The following is a 21285-nucleotide window of genomic DNA, read 5'->3' as shown; positions in this document are numbered from 1 at the left end:
CCAGCAGGATCAACTCTGCAGGAACAAACCAGTAGGAGAGTAACGATGTATATCGCGATGAACCGTTTTCGGATTGCCCCAGGCCGCGAAGAGGATTTTTTAGAGGTGTGGCGTAACCGCGACTCTCACTTGGATGAAGTGCCGGGCTTTAAACAGTTCAAGATGCTGCAGGGTGAAAGCCAGGAAGATCACACCGTGTTTATCTCCCACAGCGTGTGGGAGTCGGAAGAAGCCTTCCGCGCCTGGACTAAGTCAGATGCGTTCCGGAAGGCCCATGCCAATGCCAAGTCACCCGAAGGTATTTATCTTGGCCCACCAAAGTTTGAAGGTTATGAGGTGGTGCTGTAAGGCGTGTACGGCTAAACGAAGCAGGTTATCAGCGGGGTGGTTGCCCCGCTTTGAGGGCTTTAAAATAATGCCAAGCCAATAGAGAGCAGTACGCTATAAAGCAGCGTTGAAATGGCCGTTTTCTTCAGCATATTGGTCAAAATCTCGCCATTACGGGTATGGCTCAAAGTTCTGGCCGCGTCAGTTAGAGGTTTGGCCACCAGCAGGCAGCTCCATCCCTCCCACGGTACCGGCAGTACAACTAAATAGATCAAGGTGAGTAGCAGCGCGATGCCCAGCAGCGCCCAGTGGTAGCTAATCGCCTTAGTGCGGCCTAACCGCACCGCCAGGGTGATTTTGCCATTGCGTGCATCGCTCTCTATATCGCGCACGTTATTCACATTGAGCACGGCGGTGGCCAGCAGGCCGCAGGCGGCGGCAGGTAGAAATGGTAGCCAGCTTAACTGCTGTACATGCAGATAGTAGGTGCCCAAGACGCCAAGCAGACCAAAAAACATAAAGACCGCAATGTCCCCAAACCCTCGGTAGCCATAAGGGGTGCCACCTAGACCAACGGTATAGGTCACTGCTGCCAACAGGGCCGCAGCCCCTAAGAGAATGAAGATGAGGATTTGCCCCCACTGATTTCCAAACGCGGCGACTAGCAGTAACAGCCCCAGTAACGCGGCAAACGTTGCCGCAATGATCATTCCCGTGCGCATTTTTTCCGCGCTAAGCAAGCCAGAAGAGACCGCTCTTGCAGGCCCTATACGCTGTTCGTCATCAGCACCCGATGCAGCATCACCGTAATCGTTGGCTAAATTAGACAGCACTTGAAGCGCAATGGCGGTCAGTAGGGCAAGCACAAGCACTGCCATATTAAGAGCATCCACACTCGCGGCTAGCCCAGTACCTAGCAGAATGGAAGCACACGCTAGCGGTAGCGTTCGGGGGCGAGCGGCTAACACCCAGGCTTGGTAGTGGCGGCGCTTACTATTTTGATCCATCCCGTTGATATTCCTGTTGACCGTTTTCATTTAATAAACATTCGGCAATGTATGATTAAGTGCGGAAAAGTAGATCTAAGTCAAAATATGCCGCGTCATCTTGTCCCACACTGCAAGCACCCCTTGAGTAGGAGTTTACGCGATGATTGGCGACTTATTTAGACATAACAAATATATGGCGGTAGTTTGGTTACTGCTACGGCTCTATTTAGGCATCACCTGGCTAACCTTAGGCATCGGTAAAATGACCGGTGGCTTTAACGCCGAGGGCTTCTTAAGCAATGCTGTCGCCAACCCTGTGATGCGCGAGGGAAGCGCGGTTTATCCTAATTATGTCGCCTTTCTAGAGAATTTTGCGTTGCCCAATGCGGATGTCATTAATTTCATTATACCGCTGGGAGAAGTGTTAGTTGGTCTGGGTTTGATCGTTGGTGTGCTGACCTCGTTTGCTGCATTTTTCGCCATCGTGATGAACATGTCGTTTTTGATGGCAGGCACGGTGTCCACTAATCCATGGATGATTGCGCTGACTTTCTTGTTGCTGGTGGCGGGTGCCAATGCGGGGCGGTTGGGTGGCGATCGGTGGGTGCTGCCCTATATGAAAAAAAAGCTAGGCTTGAAGTACGCTGGTAGTTAATTGAAAACGCGGGTCTAACAGGCGAATTATGCACGTTACACACCCTATTGAAGCACTCAAACATCAGCTTGATGCGCTTCGTCATACGGATAAAAAAGGGTTTATGCGCCTAAATACGCCCTGTCAGGTCGGTAACCTGATGGGGTGGTTAAACGTGCAAAGCGTTTATCCCCGTCTCTATTGGCAATCCCGTGATGCTGGCGCCGTTGAGTATGCTGCGCTAGGGGTTGTTAGGGCGTTTGATTCGCTAGCCGCGCTGCAGGCCGACCTTGCCACACTGGCCGATAGTGGTGGCGAGCAGCCGGACTACTTCGGGGGCATGGCCTTCGACCCCGGTACGCCAGGGTGGGAGCACTTTCCGGGCTGCCACTTTTTGCTGCCGCGTATAGAGCTTAGGCGCCAGCAAGCGGGGGTGATGTTATCACTCAATCTGCGCTTTGATGATTGCTGCCCAGAGGCCGAGATAGCCCAGGCTCGTGCCTGTTTGGCTGCGCTGGAAGAGGAGCAACGGCTGCCTTGTTGGCTGCCTCATGTTTATCAGCGTGAAGACCATCCTGCGCAGAAAGAGTGGGCGGCGTCGGTAGAGCAGGTCACCCATCCTGATCACCTGAGTCACACACCCAAGGTGGTGCTCTCACGGGAGACGTGCCTAACCACACCTGAAACGCCCAGCCCTTGGGCGCTGCTAGCACGCTGGCAGGCCGGTGCCGCCGACTGTTTTCACTTTGGCGTCCAATTTACTCCCCATGAAGCCTTTATCGGCTGCCCGCCGGAACGGCTCTACAAGCGTAAAGGTAGGCATTTAATGACCGAGGCGCTGGCGGGTACCACTCGCCGTGGGCGGGATGCCCAGCAAGATCAAGCGCTTGCCGATGAACTGCTTGCCGATAAGAAAAACAGTCTGGAAAACCAGTGTGTCTATCAGCAGCTTTTGACCCAGCTTGAGTCGCTCTCTTCTCAAGTGGACATGGGCGAGGCGCATATTGTTAAGCTGCGCTCGGTGCAGCATATCCGTCGTCTGATTCACGCCGAGTTGCACCGAGACGTCACCGACCAGCAGTTGCTGGCAGTGCTGCCGCCTACCCCAGCGGTAGGCGGTGTTCCCCGCAAGTCGGCACTGGCATTTATTCGCCAACATGAGCGCCATCGACGCGGTTGGTATGCGGGCGTTTTCGGCCGAATCAGTCACACCAGCAGCGATCTGGCGGTGGCCATTCGCTGCGCCCATATCGGCCCAGAAACAATTCGCCTTTATGCCGGTGCAGGCATTGTGGCAGGCTCACAGCCAGACGAGGAGTGGCACGAACTGGATACGAAAATTGCTGACATTATGTCGCTGCTTGGGATGGGATAACGTAGATGACAGCACTGACATCGGACGGTTTTGTGAAGAGTGGTTTTATGGAAGAGTACGCCACCTTTAATCATATATGGGCGGCACTAATACTGGAGGAACTCTACCGCTTAGGCGTGCGCGATGTAGTCCTGGCGCCAGGCTCCCGTTCATCGCCTTTGACTATGTCCGCCAGCGAGCATGCCGGGCTGCGCTGCCACTGCCATTTTGACGAGCGTGGACTGGGGTTTATGGCGCTGGGCATTGCCCGGGGCAGTCAGCGCCCGGTCGTTATTATCACTACCTCAGGCACTGCCGTGGCCAACCTTTACCCGACGGTGGTGGAAGCAAATTTACTCGGCGTCCCGCTTATTGTGCTCTCTGCCGACCGCCCTATTGAACTGCTGGATAACGGCAGCAATCAGGCGATTGATCAGCGGGATATATTCTCCCGCCATACCATTGTTCACCACGACCTGCCGCCGCCGGATGCTGAGATAAAAGCAGCGTTTCTACTCAGTACTGTTGATCAAGCCGTTGATCAGCAACGCCGTACCTCTGGGCCGATTCACATTAATTGCCGTTATCGCGAACCGCTTTACCCCGGCAACTGCCTGGTGGATGCCAGTGACTATCTCGCCCCGCTAAGGGACTGGCTGACGACTTCAAAACCGTGGAGTGATTGGTCATCCAGCACTGCGGTTCCAGCGCTCAACAACGAGTGGGAAACGTTTGCCCAACAGCGTGGCCTGATTGTTGTTGGCAGGGTTGAAGATAGTGTTGATGACTCCCAGCAGGGGCAGCAGATTGTTGAGCTATCCAAGCAGTTGGGTTGGCCGCTACTGGCCGACATACAGAGCCAAATTCATTTTGACCCTCACAATCTGATTCACTTTGATCTGGCGCTGCATGATGAGCGTTTCTGCGCTGAGCTCGCCAAAGCCGAGGTGCTGCTGCAGTTTGGTGGGCGATTAATCTCCAAGCGGCTAACGCAATTTATTGCTCAGCAGCCGTGGCAGGATGCCTGGTTGGTTGATCCACTGCCCCAGCGGCTGGATCCCGACTACTGCGTTAAGCGCCGTTTGATATGCTCGCCCGCCGACTTTATAGCCGCTTTGCCAACGATACCTGAACAACTCTGCTGGCATCAGCTGGCCAGCCTCCAACGACGCACTAGTCAGCTTGTGGAAGAGCGCTGTACAGCATTCTCCGAGGTGGGAGTTTGTCACCTTTTAGCGCAGGTGGCTGAAGGGCAGTTGTTTATCGGCAATAGCCTGCCCGCGCGGCTAATGAATATGTTGGGGAAGCATCGCCAAACGCCGCTGCGGGTAGTGGCCAATCGCGGCGCCTCCGGTATTGATGGTCTTATTGCAACGGCTTACGGCCTCAGTTGCACATGCTCAGAGCCGACTACTATTGTGCTGGGGGATACCAGCGCACTGCATGATCTCAACAGCTTGGCGCTATTAAAGCAGGCCACGCAGCCTCTGGTGGTGGTTATCCTCAATAACGATGGTGGCAGTATTTTCCATATGCTGCCGGTGCCTAAAGAAGACGATCTGCTGGAGCGCTATTATCGCCAGCCCCATGGCTTACACTTAGAGCATGCGGCGAAGATGTTTGGACTTGGCTACTTCGCGCCAGAGTCACTGGGTGCCTTTATGGCGGCCTACACTCAGGCCCTGCAGGCGGGCGTTACCTTGATCGAGATTAACGTGCCCCATCAGCAAGTAGCTGATGATCTCAAGCATCTTGGCGCAGCGATTCGAGGGGAGCCGCGTGAGTAGTAAACCTCAGGCGCCGACTCTGGTAATGCTCCACGGTCTGTTGGGCGATGCTCAGGACTGGGGTGAGATCATCGCTGGCTTGGAAGGCATCCGCTGCCTCGCGCTGGACTTACCCGGCCACGGTGAGAATCACCACGTGCAGGTAGGCTCTTTTGAGGCTTTTCACCACTGGCTTGGCGATACGCTGATAACTCACGGTGTTCGCCATTACTGCCTACTGGGTTACTCCCTGGGCGGGCGCTTGGCGCTGTACCATGCTAGCCGTCAGCCACCGGGGCTGGAAGCACTCTGGCTGGAGAGTGCCCACCCAGGGCTGCCCGCCAGTGAGCGCTCTGCCCGAATTGCGCACGATGAGCACTGGGCAACACGCTTCGAGCAGGAACCATTGGAAAACGTACTTGCCGACTGGTACCAGCAGCCGGTGTTCGCCGATCTCACCGACGTTCAGCGCAGTCGGCAAATGCAACGCCGTCTCGCGAATCACGGGCCAGCCGTCGCCAGCATGCTGCGATCAACTTCCTTGGGTCACCAGCCCTCGTTATGGTCGTGGTTGGAAAATACCCTACTACCGATTAGCTATTTTTCGGGCCAGCGGGACGCCAAGTTCCACACTCTTGCCACTCACTTGGCAACGATGGCCCCGCGCCTGCGCCATATCTCGCTGAACGGGGGCCACAATCTTCATGTTGAGCAACCAGAGGCGTTCTCACAGCAGTTGAACGCTTGGTTGGGTACTGCTAGCTGACTTCAATCAGCTGATCAGCATTAACCAAGGCAGGCCAATCACCAGCCAAACCACCAGGAACAGCAGCCCAAAGATCGCCCCTAGCCGCCAAAACAGTGCGCTGGGTAAGTAGCCGCTGCCGTAGTAAACCGGGCTTGGCCCTGTGCCGTAAGGGGTGAGAATGCCCATAAAGCCCAGTGTGGGCAGTAGCAGCAGGATAAACATCTGCATATCCAGCCCGGCAATCCCCGACGCCGCCGCCAGAATTACCGGCAGCAGAGCAGTAACGTGGGCTGTCACGCTGGCAAAGAAGTAGTGCAGCAGGTAGAAAATAACTACCAGCGCCACCATGGCCATCAGCGGGTCAAAGTGGCTTATCTGCCCGCCCACCACGCTGCCAAACCAGTTAACAAACCCCACTAGGCTCAGCCCACCCGCGAGCGCCACCAGGGTGGCAAACCACACAAAGGTATTCCAAGCGGCTCGGTTATCGAGAATATCGCTCCAGGTCACAATGCCGGTTAACAACATACCGCAGATCACCACTAAGCCCACCAATGACCCAGAGATAATGTCGCCCGCGAAAATCCACAGCAGCAGGGCGGAGACCACCATAATGACCAGCATCATTTCATGGCGAGTCAGTGCCCCCAGCTTGGTTAACTCCTGCCCTGCCCAGTCGGAAATTTCATTACCCGCTTTTACTTCGGGCGCGCATAGCCAGTAGCTCAGCAGCGGAACTAGCAGAAGCAGCAAAATGCCGGCTGGTGCTACCGCCATAAACCACTGCCCCCAGTTGATATGAATACCGGTCGCGCTTTCAGTTAGCGCGATGGCCAGTAAGTTCGGGGCCAGAGCGGTCAAAAACAGCGAGCTAGTGACGCAGGTAGAAGCAAGCGCGGTCCACATCAAAAAGCTGCCCATGCGCTTCATGCTAGGGTCGTTGGGATGCGAATCGTAAAGCGGCGGCAGGTTACGAATGACCGGATAGATCGTGCCCGCACTGCGCGCCGTATTGGAAGGCGTAAACGGCGCCAGAATGCCATCGGCAATCATCACCGCATAACCCAGGGTTAAAGTACGCTTCCCCATGGCTTTGACGAGCCAGAGCGATATCCGCCTGCCCAGGCCGGTTTTCTCATACCCCAAGGCAAACATAAAGGCACCAAAAATTAGCCATACCGTAGAGTTGGTAAAGCCCGACACCGCCCATGAGAATGCTTGGTTAGCGGCACTGAATCCGTCAGCCGTCAGTTGCTCCGGAGAGAACAGCACCCACCTTGAAAGCAGTGCCACCAGGGTAACGCCGATCAGGCCGACCACCGCCCCAGGTAAGGGCTCGAGAATCAAGCCAACCACGCAGCCAAGGAAGATGGCGAAAAAGTACCACGCGTGAGGCGCTAGCCCCTCGGGTGTAGGTATCAGCGCGACGATAATAGCGACTGCTAACGGTGCTAACAGTTTCCATCGTGGCGAGGGTTGGGCATTGGTTGTCATGCTGCACCTCTCTTTAGTCTTTCTTGCTGTTTTTATTGCCTGGCGGATAGGTATCTGCCCTGCAGTGAGTGGCTTGAAGAGTAGGGCCTGTGGCACGCGGGTAACAGCAATACCTAGTCGATTTTCTACTTGCTTGACGCACGTCAATAGTTCTTTGGACTAATGAGCAGGGCCTGCCAATAGCGTGGTAAGTTCGAAGAATGAAAGGGCACCGAAGAGTGTCGCTACCACCACCTTTGACTTGGCTAACGGAAGGAAACGTCATGCAGCAGCGAGATTTCGATATCGTGATTGTCGGTGGGGGTGGCGCAGGCTTGCGTGCTGCCATTGGGGCTGCCGAGCACGCTAAAGAGCACAACACCCCGCAACGTATTGCGCTGCTGTCCAAGGTGTACCCCATGCGCTCGCATACCGTGGCGGCGGAAGGCGGTGCGGCTGCCGTCACAAGTGCCGAAGATTCACATCAGGCGCATTTTGATGACACCGTTTCCGGCGGTGACTGGCTGGTTGAGCAGGGGGTGGCTGACTACTTTGTTCACCACGCCTATCAAGAGCTGGTGCAGATGGAGCGCTGGGGCTGTCCTTGGAGCCGTAAGGACGATGGTCAGGTGCAGGTGCGCCGCTTTGGGGGGATGAAAACCGCCCGCACTTGGTTCGCCGCCGATAAAACCGGCTTCCATATGCTTCACACCCTGTTTCAGACTTCGCTGAAATACCCTGAGATCGAGCGTTTCGACGAATACTTCGTGCTCGACTTGGCGGTACACGAAGGTGCTGTGATTGGCGTGATTGCCCTACAAATAGCCACTGGCGAATTAACCGTGCTGCGCGCCAAAGCGGTGATTTTGGCCACCGGCGGCGCGGGGCGTTTATTCCGTTTCAACACCAATGCGGGCATTGTCACTGGCGACGGTATGGCGATGGCCTACCGCCATGGTGTGGCGCTGCGGGACATGGAGTTTGTTCAATACCACCCCACCGGCTTGCCCGGCTCCGGCATTTTGATTACTGAAGCGTGCCGGGGGGAAGGCGGTATTCTGCTCAATAAAGAGGGCTATCGTTATCTGCAGGATTATGGCCTTGGCCCGGAAACGCCGCTGGGTAAACCGGAAAACAAGTATATGGAGCTGGGCCCGCGGGACAAACTCTCCCAGGCCTTCTGGCAGGAGCAGCAGGCAGGCCGCACCGGTAAGTTTGGCGACAGCGATGTGGTCTATCTCGATCTGCGTCACTTGGGTGAAAAGTACATTCTGGAGCGCCTACCGTTTATCTGCGAGCTGGCCAAATCCTATATCAACGTCGACCCGGTGAAAGTGCCCATCCCCATTCGCCCAGCGGTTCACTACACCATGGGCGGTATTGAAACCAATCCACAGTGCGAAACCTCCATTGCTGGGCTCTACGCCGCCGGGGAGTGTGCTTCGGTGGGTCTGCACGGCGCCAATCGATTGGGCTCTAACTCGCTGACGGAGCTGTTGGTGTTTGGCCGCCTGGCCGGTGAGCAGGCAAGCAAGCGCGCAGCACAAACCGAGTGGGCCGATGAGCGCCTGCTGGAAGCCCAGGGCGACTGCCAGCAAGCCAAGCTGCTGCGGCTCTGTGACGGAACGGGGAGCGGCGAGAACTGGGTGGAACTCAAGCACGCCATGGTGCAGGCCATGGAGAGCGGCTGTGGGATTTACCGCACCGAAGAGGGCATGCGCCATTCGCTGGATACCATGCGCCAACTGCGTGCGCGCTTCAACGAGATCCGCGTTAACGATACCAGCAAGATCTTCAACACTGAGTTATTGGAATGTCTTGAACTGGAGTGTGGACTGGATATTGCCGAAGCGTCTTGTTTGGGCGCGCTTGAGCGCCGTGAGTCCCGCGGTGCCCACCAGCGCTTGGATGAAGGCATGCAGAAACGCGATGACGTTAACTACCTCAAGCATAGCCAGGTCTTTTACCAAGGCGATGTCCATGCCGAACTGCGCTGGCAGGACGTCGATGTGCAATTCTCCGCCCCGGCGGAGCGGGCCTATGGCGATGCGGGCAAGGGGGAGAAGGCATGAGTATCGATCAGATGAGTACTAACTTAATCAGTACGAAGAATGTCAGCACCAAGCATATTAGCGTCAAACGCTACCTGCCTGATAACTCGACTGAGACGTACTGGCAGGCGTATGACCTGCCGGTGGATGACAGTACCTCGCTGCTGGATGCCCTCAACTATATCAAGGAGCAGCTCGATAGCACCCTGAGCTACCGCTGGTCGTGCCGTATGGCGATTTGTGGCTCCTGCGGGGTCATGGTGAACGGCATTCCCAAGCTCGGCTGCAAAACCTTCCTGCGCGATTACGAGGGCGATATTAGTATCGAGCCGTTGGCACACTTCCCCGTGCAGCGGGATCTGGTGGTGGATATGGAGATCTTCCTTGAACACCTGGCGGCGGTGAAGCCCTACCTTATTGATGACAACCCCGTAAAACCTTACGACCCCAGTGCGCCGGAAACCTATCAACAGACGCCGGAGCAGCTGGAGCGCTACAAGCAGTTCGCTAACTGCATTAATTGCGGTCTCTGCTACTCGGCCTGCCCGCAGTTCGGGCTGAACCCTGAGTTCCTTGGGCCGGCGGCGCTAACGCTGGCTCACCGTTACAACCTGGACAGCCGAGATCACGGAAAAAAACAGCGCATGGCCGAGCTTAACCGCCACGACGGGGTGTGGAGCTGCACCTTTGTGGGCTTCTGTTCAAAAGTGTGCCCCAAACACGTTGACCCCGCCGCTGCGGTCAATCAGGGCAAGGTCGAAGCAGCCAAACACACGCTTATTGCGCTGTTTAAAGGGTAGGGGAGGAACATCATGGATAAATCATCATCGCAACGCCTGCCGCCGCTGAAACGCAATTGGTGGCTGAAGCACCGCTTTTTTAAACTCTATATGCTGCGCGAAGCCACGGTGCTGCCGCTGGTGTTTTTCACGCTCTGTTTACTCGCAGGTATGGTCGCTCTTCTTCAAGGGGCGGAGAGTTGGCAGGGGTGGATCGCCTTTATGGGCTCTCCCATCGTATTAGTGCTTAATCTTCTGGCGCTGGCCGCCAGCCTGTTTCACGCCGCCACCTTCTTTGTGCTGTTCCCGCGGGTAATGCCGATTCGTATCGCCGGGCATAGCCTGCCCGATCAGGCCATTGTTGCTGGGCAGTGGGCGGGCGTAGTCGTGGTCGCGCTGCTGTTTTTCTGGCTATTGGGGAGGAGTGGAGCATGAACATGCACAAACATGATGTTCAGCATAAACAAGCTTTTGATGAGCCACTTTGGTGGGGGTTATTTAGCGCGGGCGGCGTCTGTTTCGCAGTTTTACTGCCCGCCGTGATTCTGTTTATCGCCGTTCTACTGCCTTTGGGCCTGCTGCCTGCTGGGGCGCTGAGCTATGAGCGGGCATCATCGCTGCTGTTTAGCGTACCGGGTTTTCTATTTGTTGGCGCGGTGGTGTGTCTGCCGCTTTTTCATGCCGCCCACCGCCTGCGCCATGGGATGTTTGATATCAGCGTGGGCAATGACGCACTTAACAAAAAACTGATGTACGGTGGGGCTGCGCTGTTAAGCATTGTGGCGCTGGGCTTAGTCGTTACAGGTATGCTGGCTTAAGCGATTCACTGCAAACACCCCATCCCTGATAAAGAAAAACTAACTAAAAAACCTGACAAAGAAAAAGAGACTGGCATGATTAACGGACTCACTGAATCAGAACTCTATGCGCCGGTAGAGTGGCAGGATCGCTCAGATGGCTATCAGGATATCTTGTATTACACCACTGCCGATGGCATTGCGCGCATCACCATCAACCGCCCCGAAGTGCGCAACGCCTTTCGCCCGTTAACGGTGAGCGAGATGGCCCAAGCGCTTAACCGCGCCCGCCACGACAGCACCATTGGTGCGATTATTCTCACCGGTGCCGGCGATAAAGCGTTCTGTTCCGGCGGTGATCAGCGCATCCGTGGCGACTACGGCGGCTACCAGGATGAAGAGGGTACCCACCACCTCAACGTGCTGGATTTCCAGCGCGATATTCGTACCTGTCCGAAACCTATTATCGCCATAGTGGCGGGTTATGCCATCGGCGGCGGTCACGTGCTGCATATGATGTGCGACCTGACCATCGCCGCCGATAACGCCATCTTTGGCCAGACCGGCCCTAAAGTCGGCTCCTTCGATGGCGGCTACGGCGCCTCGTATATGGCGCGCATTGTGGGCCAAAAAAAGGCCCGGGAAATCTGGTTTCTGTGCCGCCAGTACAGCGCCGCCCAAGCGCTGGAAATGGGGCTAGTCAACCACGTGGTGCCGCTAGACGAGCTAGAAAAAGAGAGTGTGCGTTGGTGCCGGGAAATGCTGCAGCATAGCCCTATGGCACTGCGTTGCCTGAAAGCTGCACTCAATGCCGACTGCGACGGCCAGGCCGGGCTTCAAGAGCTGGCGGGCAATGCCACCATGCTCTACTACATGACCGAAGAGGGGCAGGAGGGTCGTAACGCCTTTAACGAAAAGCGCCGCCCGGACTTCACCCGTTACCCGCGCAACCCGTAATGCAGCTGGCGCTTTACCGCTACTCGCTACCGTTTCGCCAGCCGCTGATGTTTAAAGGCCAGCGGCTGGTCAGCAGAGAAGGGCTACTCGTTTCCATCAATGGCCAGTGGGGCGAGATAGCCCCGTTGCCTGGCTTCTCAACGGAAACCCTGGCGGAAGCTGAAGCTGAAAGTTTGGCCTGTTTGTCTGCTTTGAGCCGAGGCGAAATAGTCTCCCCAATGCTGCCATCGGTGCAGTTTGGGCTCGACTGCGCCCAACGCTCTTGGCCGCTCAATCTTCCTGCGCCTTTACCACCCTATCTGCTGCTCCAGGGAGCGCCTGCCGCGCTGATCCAGTCTCTTTCAACCGCCGATTGGCAAGCCTCGCCACCGTCTCGGCTCAAGCTGAAAGTGGCACGCTATGCTATGAAAGAGGAATTGGCGCTGATCGAACAGCTTGCTGCCCGGCTACCCACCACCAAGCTGATGTTGGATGCCAACGGCGGCTGGACGCGGGAAGAAGCCCAGCGCTTCTGTGAGCGCCTACCCCTTAAACAGATCGACTACCTGGAAGAGCCCTGCGCTGCCTTTGCTGACACCATCGCCGTGGCAGAAGCAACGGGGGTGGCCATTGCCCTGGATGAAACGCTATCCCGCCGGGAAGAGTGGTACTACCACCCACAGCTCAAAGCCTTGGTAATCAAACCCACGCTAATCGGCTCGCTAAGCGACTGCGAAGCACTCGTTCAACGGGCACGGGCGGGTAATCTTCGCGTGGTGATCTCCTCCAGCTTTGAATCCGATTTAGGTCTTGGGCTGTTGAGTCGGCTGGCCAGCGAGTGGGCACCCCATGAGCCGCCGGGACTGGATACGGGCCATTGGCTCACCGAGCGTTTGATCACTACCACGGGCGAAGTGATGACAGAAAACGTGCACTGTCTCTCTAAAATGGAAAATTCAGCATGACAGACACCTGCCCCATTCACTACTGGGCTAAAGAGACCCCCGAGCATATTGCAGTAGAGGCTGGCTCCGTGCGTCTTAGCTACCGAACCCTCAATCGCCGGGTGGCGTCTTTAGCGCAGCAACTGAAGCGCGCAGGTTTTGTGCCCGGTGATCGCTTAGTTGTGCCCGCTAAAGGGGCTCTTAAATCCTTGCTGTTGGCGTGGGCCTGCCTACGGGCAGGGGTTGTTTTTTGTCCGTTTAACCCTGTGTTCCCTATTTCCCAGCAGCTCACTCTAGCCAAACGCTTGCAGGCTGGGCGGGTTTGCCAAACGGAAAGCGACCATCATTACCCTGCCGAGCTTACACCGGTTAGCTTCGATTTTTTGACGGAAGCCGATGTGAGAGAGCCACCGGCGCTGGATAGCAACCAGCTGTGCAACACGATTTTTACCTCCGGCTCCAGCGGCACGCCCAAGGCGGTGCTGCATCGTGTGGCCAATCACTTGGCCTCCGCGCGAGGCTCGGCGTCGTTTATTCCGGTTGATCAAAACAGTGGCTGGCTGCTTTCGCTGCCGCTGTTTCATATCGGTGGCTATACTATTCCGTTTCGCGTTTTTCTCGCCGGTGGGCGGGTGATTCTTGATGACGACCCATACATGCTTCCTGCGCGTCTTGAGCAGCAGTCAATCACGCACCTTTCTCTGGTACCCACCCAGCTTTGGCGGCTGCTGAAGTCGGGCTTTTCGCCCCAGCGCACTCAGTTGCGGCAACTGTTGCTGGGCGGCGCAGCGATTCCCGCACCGTTGGTGGCGAAGATGACATCACTGGGGCTGACGCCGAAGGTTAGCTATGGGCTATCCGAGATGGCCAGCCAGGTCTGCACCGGTATTCCCACCGCACCGGGCGTTGTCGGCAGGCCACTGCCGGGTCGTGAAGTGAGGATTGTTGAGGGTGAGATACAGGTGCGTGGCGAGACCCTGTTCTGCGGTTATTTGAATAATGGCAAGGTTGATCCAGCCCTCAATGACGAAGGCTGGTTTGCCACCCGCGACAAGGGCCACTTCAATGCGGAAGGTGCGCTGGTGGTGGAAGGGCGGCTCGATAACGGCTTTATCTCCGGTGGCGAGAATATCCAGCCGGAAAGTATAGAACAGCGCTTGGTTGACCACCCCGGCATTGCTCAGGCGCTTGTGGTAGCAGTACCCCACCCCGAGTGGGGCGAGCGCCCGGTGGCATTTATCGACTGGCACGGCGAGGCCGTATCGAAACAAGCGCTAAATGTCTGGGTGCGCGAAGCCTTACCCGGCTTTATGGTGCCCGATGCCTGGCTGGCCTGGCCGCCAGGGGTAGGCTTTAAGCCCTCCCGCAAGCAGTTTGCTGAGCTGGCGCGGGCGCAGTTGGCCAACAAGTAGCCAACCCGCGTAGTTATGCCATTCCCGTTGGTGTGAGTGTTGGCAAATAGCGCTCAAGCAGCTGAGCGGCATGCAGTACTTTTAGATCTTGGTATTTGCCTGCTACAAGGTGCAAGCCTACCGGCAACCCTTGGCTGTCCAGCCCGCAAGGCATGGAGGCGGCGGGCTGTTGGGTGAGATTGAAGGGGTAGCTAAACGGCGTCCAATCCATCCAGTCGCGATAGCGGTCACCCGGTGGTACGTTGTGGCCCGCAGCGAAGGGGGCAATTGGCATTGTAGGCGTGACCAGCAAGTCATACCGCTCATGAAATGCCGCCATATGGGCGGTTAACTCGCTACGCTCGCGCCGCGCGGCGAGGTAGGTGGAAAGCGAGACATCCTGCCCGCGCCTTGCGATATCCAGAAACCCTGGGTCGAGGGCCGCCTGCTGCTGTTCGTCCAGTTTTTCGAGCGCTTGAGTGGCTCCCGCAAACCAGAGCGTATTAAACGTCTTAAGCGGATCACTAAAGCCAGGGTCAATTCGCTCTACCGTCGCGCCCAATACTTCTAAATGGGCAACGGCTTCCTCAACCCGCTGGGCAATATCCGGGGCTACCTCTACATAGCCAAGGTCAGTGCTAAAGGCGATTCGCCAGCCGCGTAGGTCAGCAGGTGGGGGCGTTAGCCAGTCTGGCCCAAGCGGGTTGCCGGAGTAGCCATCCCGAACATCAGGCTGCGCCATTACGCTAAGCATTAGTGCGCTATCAGCAGCGGTACGGGTCATTGGCCCCAAGTGGGAGAGCGTACTCATGGTGCTGGCGGGCCACTGGGGCACCCAGCCAAAGGTCGGTTTAATACCAAAAGTGCCGGTAAAACTGCACGGTATGCGGATAGAGCCCCCTGCGTCGCTACCTTGGTGCAGCAGGCCCAGGTTAAGCGCAGCGGCGGCCCCCGCGCCACCCGATGAGCCACCCGGCGTGAGTTGCGTATTCCACGGGTTGCGAGTGATACCGTGGAGTGGGTTATCGGTGACGCCTTTCCAGCCAAACTCCGGTGAGGTGGTTTTGCCGATTACGATAGCCCCGGCGTTGCGTAGATGGCGGCTGATCGGTGCATCCACCTCCCAAGGGCCATTCGGTGACGTGGTCGTCGAGCCCAGCCGTGTAGGCAGGCCTTTGGTTAGGGTTAAATCCTTGATGGTGACAGGTATTCCGTCCAGGGGGCCAAGCGGCGTACCTGCCTGCCAGCGCTGTGCAGATGCTGCAGCCAAACGCTGGGCTTCTACCTCGTTCACACAGGTAAACGCATTTACCTTGGGGTTATCCCGCTCAATACGCGCCAAGCAGTCATCGACCAGCGTTGCCGGCGAGAGCGATCCCTCACCGAAACGTGCTAATGCATCGACTGCTGTGAGTGTTTCAAAGGTGTCAGTCATCGTTACTCCCCACTTTCTACACCGGCGGCATTTAGCATGGCGTGCAGTAAAACGTTACAGCCTGCATGGACGTGCTCTGGTGTAGCGCTCTCAATCTCGTTGTGACTGATGCCATCCTTGCAGGGAATAAAGATCATCGCGGCGGGAGCAACACGGCCGACAAACATCGCATCGTGGCCTGCACCGCTAATGATATCCATATGGGAAAGTTCGAGGTGCTCTGCACTTTGGCGTACTGCGTCCACGCACGCTTTGTCGAAGTATTCAGGGGCGAAATTGGCAGTGGGTTCCAGGTGGTATTCAAGGCCATGGCGCTGGCAAATCTCTTCAACAGCGGCGGCGACTGCCTGACCCATTGTCTCAAGCGCTTCAGGCTCCCAGTGGCGCATATCCAGGGTCATTTTGACCTGACCGGGAATCACGTTACGCGAACCGGGGTGCAGCGTCATACAGCCCACTGTGCCACGCCCGTGGGGCTGATGATCAAAGGCGATACGGTTGAGCGCTTGGGTGACTTCGGCTGCGCCCATCATGGCATCCCGACGTAGGTTCATCGGTGTAGGGCCAGCGTGGGCTTCAAGCCCTGTCAGGGTTAAATCAAACCACTTCTGTCCAAGCCCACCGATAACCACGCCTATGGTGGTATCGGTATCTTCTAAAATCGGGCCCTGCTCGATGTGTGGTTCAAAGTAGGCCTTGATCTCGCTTGGCGAGACATTATCGCTTCCGCGGTAGTGAATGGCGTCCAGGGCATCGCTTACCGTGACGCCATCGGCGTCGGCGCGCGCCATCATGGCGTCAAACGCCAGCTCGCCGGTGAATACGCCAGAGCCCATCATGCAGGGCGGAAAACGGCAGCCCTCCTCGTTAGTCCAGGCCACGACTTCGATAGGGGATTGTGTGGTGATGTTGTGCTGGTTAAGGGTGCGAATCACTTCCAGACCGGAGAGCACGCCAAAACAGCCGTCGTACTTGCCGCCGGTAGGCTGGCTATCCAAGTGGCTGCCTGCCATCACTGCTTTGGCGTTGGGGTCGCTGCCTTCTCGGCGGGCAAAAATATTGCCGATATTATCAATGCGAATCGTGCAGCCCTCGGCGCGACACCATTGAATAAATAGATCACGCCCCTGACGTTCTAGATCGGTAAGCGCCTGACGATTGACGCCGCCTTTAGGAGTGGCGCCTAGTTTGGCCATCTCCATTAGTGCTTCCCAGAGGCGGTCGCTGTCGGTACGTAGGCTGGTGATATCAGTTGTTGGCGAAACGTAGGTGTTCATCTCAGTATCCTCGCAAGGTTAAACGGACAGGTTTTCCGTTGGTAAGTCATGTAGCTTGGATCGATGGTTCTGAAGGTTGGGAGAATCATTGCTGATCAGCATTTGCGCGGCCATTTCCGCTTCCAGTGCGCTCATATGAAGCTCGGCATCGGCCATATGTTCGGCCATTACCTGACGCACACGCTGAGTATCTTCAGCGCGGTAGGCGTCCACCAGCAGGCGGTGGTAGTCCTGATTGGCGTGATCGAACTGCTTGCGTTCGGGCACGTAAGCTTTCTTTATCACTACCAAATCACGCAGCATGTCGTTTAAAAACTGGCACATAAACGCGAGCAAAGGGTTAGGGCAGACACGCGCCAACAGTTGGTGAAACTCCAGCTCCAAAAAGCGCTGGTGGCGGTGATCCTCTTCATCGCTCGCGCAGCAGGCGCAGGCCGACATATTGGCTTCCAACTGCTGAAAGTCGTGCTCGGTTAGCCTTCCCACCACTGATGCCGCCAGTTCTACTTCCAACAGTTTGCGCAACTGATAAACCTGCTTGCCATCCAACTGCTGAAAATGCAGGAAGTTACGCAACATTCGACTGGCGGGTTCCATGCCTGGTTGGTTGATCACCGCGCCCCCTTTAGGCCCGGTTTTTAAGGTAATAAGCCCCTCAACCTCAAGAATCTTAAGCGCTTCACGCACGGTGGCCTTGGCGCTACCGTATAGCTCCATTAGCGCTTTTTCGTTCGGTAGCCGGTCGCCTTCTCCCAGTGACTCGGCGGCAATCCAGCGCTTGATGTCGTCGCTAATCAGCTCGGCAAGCTTGGGTCGGCGCCTTGAAGCTGGGCCAGAGGTTGAAACTGTTTTTGAAACAGGGGCTTGAGTCATCAACACACTCCTTAGCTGTGGTTAGCGCTGCTGGATACTTCTTGGGTATGGGCGGGCAAACGTTCAGGGTGGTACTCAGCATCGTAGTCGTAGCGTGCCTGGGTAAATCGTTCCACTACTGCTGTATCGCGGCGGTGCAGCGCATAGCTTAGGCCTACAAACAGCGCCGCATTCAGCAATAGCCCCCAAATACCTGCATGGTAGCCAAAAGGTGCGCTTAGCGGGCCAAAGGTCATCAGTAGTACACAGGCAACGCCAGCCCAAAGCCCAGCGAGCGCCGCAGTGGGATGGGCTTTTTTCCAGCTGATAGCGCCGATGGTGGGAATAACCAGCTGTGCGGTGCCTGCTAGCGCAGCAATGCCGATAGTCACCAACACGCCGGGAACGGTAAGCGCCATGATATAAGCTGCCAGAGAGAAGCCTACTAATGATAAGCGACCGATATAAACGATCCGCGCTTGGCTTGCTTCCCGGTTCACATAGCGTTTGTAGATATCCATCGTGACCACGGTAGAGACCGCGTGAATCTGGGAGTTAGCAGTGGACATGGCGGCCGAAGCGCCTGCCGCCATAATCAGCGAGGCAAGCAGGTAGGGGGCGTAATCCATCAACATGATGGGCAGAATTTGATCGGGATTTTCTACATTGGGCTCAAGCAGCACGCCGGAGTAGCCAGATAGTACCGAACCCACATAGGCAAAGGCGGCTAAGCCAAGTAAAAAGGGCATTAAGTTAAACAGCTTGCCATGCTTGACCGAGTACATGCGCAACCAGATTTGTGGGCCCATAAAAGCACCAATAGCCGTAATGGCGAACAGCGAAAACCACATGGGGTATCCCATCGTGCCGTTAGGCCCTGGCATGGTGAGGTGTTCAGGAGATGTTTGCTGAAGCTGGCTAAATAGCGCTGCTGGCCCGCCTACTTGGGTGGAAATATAGTAGCCTGCGTACAGCATGCCGAAGAACAACAGAGCACCATAAATAACATCGGTCCAGGCAATGGCACGAATGCCGCCAATCCATACGTAGATAATAATAATGAAGTAGAACAGCAGCGCGGCGAGCCAGAAAGGAATCAGCCCACCTGAGGCGACTTCGATTAAGTAGGCACCGCCAGTTAGCTGTATTTGTAGATAGGGTACGGTAAAAATCAGTGTGATAGCGGCAACGGTAATACGCAGCGCTTCGCTGTTATAAAAGTCACCTATTAAGTCTGAGGGCGTTAAATAGTTAAATCGCTTGCCTAAAAACCAAACCCGCTTGCCAATCCAGTAGTACATAAAGCCAAATAGCAGGTTCCAGGCTAGCGCGGTAAGAAATACCGGCCCATTGGTATAGAAGGTGGCGTTAGAGCCGAGGAACGCAAAGGCACTCCACCATGTCGCCGCCACGGTGAAAAATACCGCAATACTGCCCATGGCGCGTCCTTGAACAAAAAAGTCTTCGCTGGTTTCTTGCGATTGACGTGCTGATAAAACCCCCACCATCAAGGGGATAATCATAAACGCCGCAATAATTAATAGACTGCCGGTCATGTTTAATCCCCCGTCTTAGTGTTGTTTAGTGGCGCCTTCAGGTGTTGATGTTGGGCTGCCCCAGTTGGTGAAATAGGCCACCAAAAAAAGCGCCGTTAGCACAAACCACCAAAACAAGTTCCATACCAGCAGGAAGGGGATGCCCATCAGCATAGGCTCTATTCGGTTAGCCAACATAATGACCGGGCTTTCCAGCATAAAGAAACTGAAAAGCATAACGCTGTAAATCGACAGTTTGAGGGGAGTTAAATACTTCATAGCGAGTTTGCCCTATGTTCATAGTGAATTGTTTATGTTGAGTTTGTGAGCGGTATTTTCAGTACGCAGCTACCAACAGCGAGCTTCTTGGAAGCAACGTTATAGGTGCCAAATACCGGTTGGGCGTGCTTCATATATTTGTTGTATTTATTCGTATAAATATAATGATTAGGTGCTTTTTTAACCGGCGTCAAGGTCAAGAAGCATGGCTAGATGCCTTGTTACGTATAAATTCTCTAACGTGAACAAAAGAAGAGCGTAATTTTATAAACGTGTTCGGTGGCGCATGCTGAGGCAATGACCTATAGCGATGGAGCTGGACACCATGTTTGGAATAAAAAGCAAAACGAAGCCTCAAGCTTCGCACTCTTCTTCGGACGATACGTCTTCAAAAACGGCTCTTAATCAGCACTACTGGATGCCGTTTAGCGCTAACCGTGATTTTCACGCCAACCCGCGCGTGATTACCGGGGCGGAAGGGCGCTACTACATTGATGATCAAGGCCGTAAGTTGTTCGATTCGCTTTCAGGCCTGTGGACATGCGGCGCGGGCCATAACCGCGAAGAGATCCAAAAAGCCGTGGCGGCGCAGTTAGGTAGCCTCGACTTTGCGCCTGGCTTTCAAATTGGCCATCCGCTGGCGTTTAAACTGGCGGAAAAGGTGGCCAGCCTTACGCCAGCCGGGCTGGATCATGTGTTTTTCACCAACTCAGGTTCGGAAGCCGCTGATACCTCGGTGAAGATGGCCAAGGCCTACTGGCGGCTAAAAGGCAAACCTGAGAAAACCCGTATGATTGGCCGCGCCAAGGGCTACCACGGGGTAAACATTGGCGGCACCAGCCTGGGTGGGATCGGCGGCAATCGCAAACACTACGGCCAGTTGATGGATGTAACCCACCTGCCACACACCCTCCAAGCGGGTCACGCCTTCACCCGTGGCCAAGCGGAAACCGGTGCTGAGCTTGCCGATGCATTGCTGGATCAAATCGCCCTGCACGATGCCTCCACCATTGCCGCGGTGATTGTTGAGCCAATGTCCGGCTCGGCGGGGGTGATTGTGCCACCTAAAGGCTATCTGAACCGGCTGCGTGAGATCTGTACCGCCCACGATATCCTGCTAATTTTCGATGAAGTGATCACTGCCTTTGGGCGCAGCGGTGCTACCACAGGCGCGGAAGCCTTTGGCGTGACGCCGGATATCATGAACGTGGCCAAGCAGATCACCAACGGTGCGATCCCCATGGGCGCGGTGATTGCTTCCAGCGAGATTTTCGACACCTTCATGCACGCGGGCGGCCCCCAGCACGCCGTTGAGTTCTCCCATGGGTATACGTATAGCGCCCACCCAGTGGCTTGCGCTGCGGGGCTAGCGGCGCTTGAAATGATGGAGCGAGAAAACTTCCCAGCCCAGGTCAGCGCCATCGCACCTACCTTTGAGCAGAAGCTACACGCCTTGAAAGGGCGCAATCACGTTGTCGATATTCGTAACTACGGCTTGGCCGGTGCCATTCAGCTAACGCCCCGGGAAGGCGACCCCATTATTCGCCCAAGGGATGCTCATATGGCGCTGTGGGAGGCTGGCTTCTACGTGCGCTACGGCGGCGACACGCTGCAGTTTGGGCCTCCCTTTGGCTCCACCGAGGCTGAGCTCGAACGGCTGTTCGACGCCGTCGCCACCACCCTGGATTCGTTAGCCTAAGATTCATTGGCATAACCGA

The 21285-nt window shown here is 56.0% G+C and carries 20 protein-coding genes; 13 read left to right on the top strand and 7 right to left on the bottom strand.

Going from position 1 to position 21285, the window contains the following annotated elements; translation table 11 throughout:
- Positions 1 to 45: 45 nt before the first annotated feature.
- The gene (gene hmuQ, locus LMS44_RS20025) at positions 46 to 348 is read left to right on the top strand and encodes a heme-degrading protein HmuQ (protein ID WP_022521683.1); all 303 of its coding nucleotides are present in this window, start codon (positions 46 to 48) and stop codon (positions 346 to 348) included.
- A 59-nt stretch (positions 349 to 407) separates the two neighbouring features.
- On the opposite strand, the gene menA is transcribed toward hmuQ, so the two are convergent.
- Positions 408 to 1334, bottom strand: a complete 927-nt coding sequence (gene menA / locus LMS44_RS20020; protein ID WP_027957071.1) for a 1,4-dihydroxy-2-naphthoate octaprenyltransferase — start codon at positions 1332 to 1334, stop codon at positions 408 to 410.
- 142 nt (positions 1335 to 1476) lie between these two features.
- Here menA and LMS44_RS20015 point away from each other — a divergent pair, with 142 nt between their 5' ends.
- The 4 genes from LMS44_RS20015 to menH are packed head-to-tail and all read left to right on the top strand — an operon-like array spanning position 1477 to position 5836.
- Complete coding sequence (locus tag LMS44_RS20015) at positions 1477 to 1971, top strand: DoxX family protein (protein ID WP_027957070.1); 495 nt, start codon at positions 1477 to 1479, stop codon at positions 1969 to 1971.
- Between the two features lie 28 nt (positions 1972 to 1999).
- Positions 2000 to 3325, top strand: coding sequence for an isochorismate synthase (locus LMS44_RS20010; RefSeq protein WP_278370354.1), 1326 nt, complete (start codon positions 2000 to 2002; stop codon positions 3323 to 3325).
- Between the two features lie 5 nt (positions 3326 to 3330).
- Entirely contained in the window at positions 3331 to 5091 is a 1761-nt protein-coding gene (menD, locus tag LMS44_RS20005; RefSeq protein WP_278370352.1) for a 2-succinyl-5-enolpyruvyl-6-hydroxy-3-cyclohexene-1-carboxylic-acid synthase, read from the top strand.
- Positions 5084 to 5836 (top strand): 2-succinyl-6-hydroxy-2,4-cyclohexadiene-1-carboxylate synthase, encoded by a 753-nt coding sequence (menH, locus tag LMS44_RS20000; protein ID WP_278370351.1) that lies wholly within the window; start codon positions 5084 to 5086, stop codon positions 5834 to 5836. Before menD ends, menH begins: the two co-directional genes overlap by 8 nt.
- Before the next feature lie 6 nt (positions 5837 to 5842).
- Here the strand turns inward: menH and LMS44_RS19995 are convergent, their stop codons facing one another.
- Positions 5843 to 7312: an anion permease gene (locus LMS44_RS19995; protein ID WP_138799292.1), complete on the bottom strand. Its 1470-nt coding sequence runs from the start codon at positions 7310 to 7312 to the stop codon at positions 5843 to 5845.
- A 263-nt stretch (positions 7313 to 7575) separates the two neighbouring features.
- Here LMS44_RS19995 and frdA point away from each other — a divergent pair, with 263 nt between their 5' ends.
- From frdA to LMS44_RS19960, 7 genes are all read left to right on the top strand, one after another.
- Complete coding sequence (gene frdA / locus LMS44_RS19990; protein WP_138799293.1) at positions 7576 to 9363, top strand: fumarate reductase (quinol) flavoprotein subunit; 1788 nt, start codon at positions 7576 to 7578, stop codon at positions 9361 to 9363.
- Positions 9360 to 10142, top strand: coding sequence for a succinate dehydrogenase/fumarate reductase iron-sulfur subunit (locus tag LMS44_RS19985; protein ID WP_278370350.1), 783 nt, complete (start codon positions 9360 to 9362; stop codon positions 10140 to 10142). Before frdA ends, LMS44_RS19985 begins: the two co-directional genes overlap by 4 nt.
- Before the next feature lie 12 nt (positions 10143 to 10154).
- Positions 10155 to 10556 carry a fumarate reductase subunit C gene (locus tag LMS44_RS19980; RefSeq protein ID WP_138799295.1) on the top strand — a complete coding sequence of 134 codons (402 nt, stop codon included), beginning with the start codon at positions 10155 to 10157 and terminating at the stop codon, positions 10554 to 10556.
- Positions 10553 to 10939, top strand: a complete 387-nt coding sequence (frdD, locus tag LMS44_RS19975; RefSeq protein WP_138799296.1) for a fumarate reductase subunit FrdD — start codon at positions 10553 to 10555, stop codon at positions 10937 to 10939. Before LMS44_RS19980 ends, frdD begins: the two co-directional genes overlap by 4 nt.
- Before the next feature lie 75 nt (positions 10940 to 11014).
- Positions 11015 to 11875: a 1,4-dihydroxy-2-naphthoyl-CoA synthase gene (gene menB / locus LMS44_RS19970; protein ID WP_138799297.1), complete on the top strand. Its 861-nt coding sequence runs from the start codon at positions 11015 to 11017 to the stop codon at positions 11873 to 11875.
- On the top strand, positions 11875 to 12819 hold the full coding sequence (gene menC, locus LMS44_RS19965; protein WP_278370347.1) for an o-succinylbenzoate synthase: 945 nt from the start codon (positions 11875 to 11877) through the stop codon (positions 12817 to 12819). Before menB ends, menC begins: the two co-directional genes overlap by 1 nt.
- The gene (locus LMS44_RS19960; RefSeq protein ID WP_138799299.1) at positions 12816 to 14210 is read left to right on the top strand and encodes an AMP-binding protein; all 1395 of its coding nucleotides are present in this window, start codon (positions 12816 to 12818) and stop codon (positions 14208 to 14210) included. The genes menC and LMS44_RS19960 overlap by 4 nt, the downstream gene beginning before the upstream one ends.
- Before the next feature lie 13 nt (positions 14211 to 14223).
- Here LMS44_RS19960 and LMS44_RS19955 read toward each other — a convergent pair whose 3' ends face one another.
- From LMS44_RS19955 to LMS44_RS19935, 5 genes are read right to left on the bottom strand one after another with little or no spacing between them, the layout of a single operon-like run.
- Complete coding sequence (locus LMS44_RS19955; protein WP_414119782.1) at positions 14224 to 15624, bottom strand: amidase; 1401 nt, start codon at positions 15622 to 15624, stop codon at positions 14224 to 14226.
- 2 nt (positions 15625 to 15626) lie between these two features.
- Positions 15627 to 16901, bottom strand: a complete 1275-nt coding sequence (locus LMS44_RS19950; RefSeq protein ID WP_498946217.1) for a Zn-dependent hydrolase — start codon at positions 16899 to 16901, stop codon at positions 15627 to 15629.
- A gap of 18 nt (positions 16902 to 16919) precedes the next feature.
- On the bottom strand, positions 16920 to 17774 hold the full coding sequence (locus LMS44_RS19945; RefSeq protein WP_138799302.1) for a FadR/GntR family transcriptional regulator: 855 nt from the start codon (positions 17772 to 17774) through the stop codon (positions 16920 to 16922).
- Positions 17775 to 17785: 11 nt separating this feature from the next.
- Positions 17786 to 19309 carry a sodium:solute symporter family protein gene (locus LMS44_RS19940; protein ID WP_278370341.1) on the bottom strand — a complete coding sequence of 508 codons (1524 nt, stop codon included), beginning with the start codon at positions 19307 to 19309 and terminating at the stop codon, positions 17786 to 17788.
- Positions 19310 to 19324: 15 nt separating this feature from the next.
- Positions 19325 to 19567, bottom strand: a complete 243-nt coding sequence (locus LMS44_RS19935; RefSeq protein WP_278370339.1) for a hypothetical protein — start codon at positions 19565 to 19567, stop codon at positions 19325 to 19327.
- A 325-nt stretch (positions 19568 to 19892) separates the two neighbouring features.
- Here LMS44_RS19935 and aptA point away from each other — a divergent pair, with 325 nt between their 5' ends.
- A complete protein-coding gene (gene aptA / locus LMS44_RS19930) occupies positions 19893 to 21266 on the top strand; it encodes an omega-aminotransferase AptA (RefSeq protein WP_278370337.1) in 1374 nt (457 codons plus the stop codon).
- Positions 21267 to 21285: the final 19 nt, after the last annotated feature.

The organism is Halomonas profundus (assembly GCF_020865425.1).
Lineage (GTDB): Bacteria > Pseudomonadota > Gammaproteobacteria > Pseudomonadales > Halomonadaceae > Vreelandella > Vreelandella titanicae.
This window is presented reverse-complemented; position numbering and strand designations above follow the sequence as displayed.